The organism is Streptomyces sp. NPDC049915 (assembly GCF_040656475.1).
Taxonomy (GTDB): domain Bacteria; phylum Actinomycetota; class Actinomycetes; order Streptomycetales; family Streptomycetaceae; genus Streptomyces.
The window spans coordinates 1-3,325 of sequence record NZ_JBFAMH010000069.1; the positions used below are offsets into that span (position 1 = coordinate 1).

General features: G+C 66.1%; 3 protein-coding genes and 1 pseudogene. 1 reads left to right on the forward strand and 3 read right to left on the reverse strand.

Annotated elements, in window-relative coordinates; translation table 11 throughout:
* Positions 1 to 105 precede the first annotated feature (105 nt).
* A pseudogene (locus AB0J12_RS39440) lies at positions 106 to 606 on the reverse strand (IS5 family transposase); the annotation flags it as partial.
* A 93-nt stretch (positions 607 to 699) separates the two neighbouring features.
* Positions 700 to 1,155: a hypothetical protein gene (locus AB0J12_RS39445; protein ID WP_363269631.1), complete on the reverse strand. Its 456-nt coding sequence runs from the start codon at positions 1,153 to 1,155 to the stop codon at positions 700 to 702.
* A gap of 866 nt (positions 1,156 to 2,021) precedes the next feature.
* On the opposite strand from AB0J12_RS39445, the gene AB0J12_RS39450 reads away from it, so the two are divergent.
* Positions 2,022 to 2,303: a hypothetical protein gene (locus AB0J12_RS39450; RefSeq protein WP_363269632.1), complete on the forward strand. Its 282-nt coding sequence runs from the start codon at positions 2,022 to 2,024 to the stop codon at positions 2,301 to 2,303.
* A gap of 362 nt (positions 2,304 to 2,665) precedes the next feature.
* On the opposite strand, the gene AB0J12_RS39455 is transcribed toward AB0J12_RS39450, so the two are convergent.
* Complete coding sequence (locus AB0J12_RS39455; RefSeq protein ID WP_363269633.1) at positions 2,666 to 3,097, reverse strand: hypothetical protein; 432 nt, start codon at positions 3,095 to 3,097, stop codon at positions 2,666 to 2,668.
* Positions 3,098 to 3,325: the final 228 nt, after the last annotated feature.

Here is a 3,325-nt window from a genome sequence, read left to right on the forward strand (position 1 = left end):
GTGCTGGACCGGCATCTGCACCACCTGCCACCGACCCCTGCCCAGCCGAACACACACAACACCGAGATCAAGACAGAGCTAACGGAGTCCTACTAGGGTCCGTCTTCAAACGGATCTTGCCCAGAGCAGGAACGACGCAAGACTGACCGCTGCCTCGTAGGAGGTGGCGGTCTTTTCGTATCTGGTCGCGATCCCGCGGAAGCCCTTGAGCCGGTTGAAGCAGCGCTCGACGGTGTTGCGCCGGCGGTAGGCCTCCCGGTCGAACCCGGGTGGCCTGCCGCCGCGGCGGCTCCGGTTGAGCCGGTGGCGCTGCTGGTCGGCCTTCTCCGGGATGGTGTGTGCGATGCCGCGTTTGCGCAGGTAGGCGCGGAGGCCGCGAGAGCTGTAGGCCTTGTCGGCGATGACCTGGTCGGGTCTGCAGCGGGGTCGGCCAGGACCGGTGCGCGGGACGCGGATGCGTTCGAGGAGGGGGCGTGCGCAGATGCTGTCGTGGCGTTGGCCTGGGGTCAGCAGGACGGCGAGGGGTCGGCCGCGGCCGTCGCAGGCAAGGTGGATTTTGGTGGTCAGTCCGCCTCGGGATCGACCGAGGGCGTGATCGTCCGGTTTGTCCGGCAACTGGATCCCCATACCCGGAGCCCCCGGGTCCTCCGATCTTACGAATGACCAGATCAGACCCACACCTTGAAGGTAGGACAGCCCTTAGTACGCCTCGGTCCGGTTGAAGTTTGTGATGTTGATTTTGACCTTGGCGGTCTTGAGCGTTGTGATGTCTTCGCCGGTTGCCGTCTGGCCAGGCTGGACGTTCGTCACGTACTCGGTCGAGTTGGCCACACGCTTGCCTGTGGAGTCGACAGCTTCCCAATCCCAGGAGTAGTCGGACTTCTTCGAGCTGCTGTTTTTGATCGTCCAGACGACCCAGACGTCTGCGAAGCCAGCCTGCGAGCGGTCATCGATCTTGAAGCTCAGAAGGTCCCTTCGTTCGCTGTTCTGCGGGGACTGTTTCGGCTTGCTCGGCTGGCTGTGTGTAGGCGCGGTTGCCTTACTCGGCGTCGGGCTCGATCCACCGCCGCTATTGTCGGCGCCACAGCCGGTGAGCGCCAGACCTGTGATGGTTAGCAGGGCCGTTAGGGCGCCTGCGATCTTCCCGTGCCGCATGCCCCCTCCTTCGTGCCAAGGATCTGCGACGTGTTGCTCACAGGGTAGGACGGCTCATCAGATGCTGCCTGGCGGGGAGCAAGCGGCCGACCAAGGAGGCGCGCTCCGGATTGCCGGTGTGGGAGGCGTGGCTCTGGGGTTGCGCGGGCCGACACCGCGCTGATCGTCACCTCATGGCGGTCACGCGAGCCGTGGTGGTGGTCGGCGGCCATGGCCGCCAGCGCGGCCGCGCCGACCAGGGCGGCCGCCACGGCTGTAGCGGCGGTCAGAAGAAGAATCGGACCGGACACCAAGGTCTCCCTTCAGGAAGCGCACACCAAGCCGGTGACAGGCGGCGCTACCGCAGGTCCGGCGGGTGCGTTGTACTGGTGTAAGGCCGGTCGGCCGCACACGCACACCATGGCCTCCGCTCCCCCGGCATATGTGGGAAATGCGGAGGGTTATTACGAATTCAGCAGCTTTCTGTGATGTTCACCTGTAATGCCCATCAAAGCGGTGAATGCGCCAGGTTGACGCCCGGTTTTCGAGCGCCACCCCCTCCGACCGGAATGCGTTCACCGAAAGTGAGTAACGACAGGCGCTGCCGGGCATCCACCCGGCCCTTCGCGCCCCGCTGAACAGCACACCGGGTGCCAGCCACCCCGCAGGGCCCGGCTGACTCACCTGGCGTTCGGTCTCGCGCCCTCACCGAACGCGGGTACGTCCGCGACGGCTATGTCCCGGGGCAGCCGTGCGGGACCGGATGGGGTGACGCAGGCGCCGCGTTGGGCCCGGAGAGTGACGCGCCTGGGAGAGCAGTGGCTCTACCCGATCGGCCGGTAAGTGCGATGGGCGGCCCGTCCAGCGTGCCGCTTAAGCTCCTGGACGTGGCACACACTTTTGAAGACCTCGTGGACATGCAACGCACCGCCGACGAGGCTCACGCCCGCGTCCTCGAGCTGCGCGAGGAGTACGGCCGGCCCACCGCAGACGCAGGGAGCGAGGAGCAGGGCGCGCTGTACGAGAAGGCGTGGCAGGTGTGGCGGGAGCGTGCCGGGGTGGTGCAGGCCGCTGTGACCGCCTTTGCTCAGGTCGAGGGGCGTGGCCGGTACGGCGTCGAGTTGGACGTCAAGAAGGCCGTACGACACCCTGCCGAGGCGGCCGCGTAGAGAGCCGGTACTCGCCGATCCCGCGCGCATCGGCTTCCGCCACAGCGGGCTCCGGCGGCCGGAGCCGGGCCGTGGCCCAGGCTTCGACCGGTCCGAAGTCGCGGTCGATCTGCCGGCGGGCGCGCTCACGGAAGGGGTACAGGCGGCAGGCCATGATCCTCAGAATGGCAGAGCGCGCTACGCCGTGTCGGGCCAGGTCGTCAACCGGATGCCGGTCTACTCGTCGGTGAGGGTGATGCGGACGCCTGGTCGTCCTTGCTCGCCCACGAGCTGGGTGAGACGGGAACGAGGTCAAGCTCTGGGTGTTCCTGTCGAACAGCAAGCACGGCGTCGGGCACTCAGGTGATCTCATCGCGCATGTTTCACCCGTCTTCTGCCGCTGCGCCCGACGTCTTCTCGTCAGGCAGCGGCCTGTCCGAGATCTGACCCGGGTGGTAGCTCCGCCGGTCCTTGATGCTCGGAGACAGCAGCATGGCCTCGCCGGAAGAGTCAGTGTCGATAGCTCTGGCTTCTCCGTCGGAGTACACCGCCCAGGCCACCACTGGATTATCGAACGATGTTCCCTCGTGCGGGTCCTGCCACTCTGTCATCCAGCCCCCGCCCGGGACGACACCGACGATCTGGTGGCGCTCACGGACTTCTTTGAAGCCGGCTATGTTCTGCGCTCGCCGCAGCTCATTGCGCCACAGCACCAGCGGTTCGCCTTCATCGTCCCAGGCGTGCACGGGGCGAGACTCATCGGGCAGGTTGCCGCGATCGAAGATGGCTTCGGTGGGGACGGTCGCCGGAATCATGAGGCCTCCACAGGTCGGTGATCTGCCAGTTTCGCGGCCCCACGTCGTCAGCAGGCCTGGTCAGCCGTATTTGGCCGGTTCTCAGTTCCTGCCGTCGCAGGGTGTCCGACCAAGCCTGATGGTGAGGCGCAACGTGAATCGCCCCGGGTTTGATGTAGATCATCAAGACCCGGAAGGATGCCGATCATGGCTGCTCCCCGTAAGTACCCCGACGAACTGCGTGAACGC

What these genes read in the sequence shown, in the direction of transcription:
- AB0J12_RS39445 (WP_363269631.1), bottom strand. Translation starts at nt 1,155, where the DNA reads ATGCGGCACGGGAAGATCGCAGGCGCCCTAACGGCCCTGCTAACCATC.
- AB0J12_RS39455 (WP_363269633.1), bottom strand. Translation starts at nt 3,097, where the DNA reads ATGATTCCGGCGACCGTCCCCACCGAAGCCATCTTCGATCGCGGCAAC.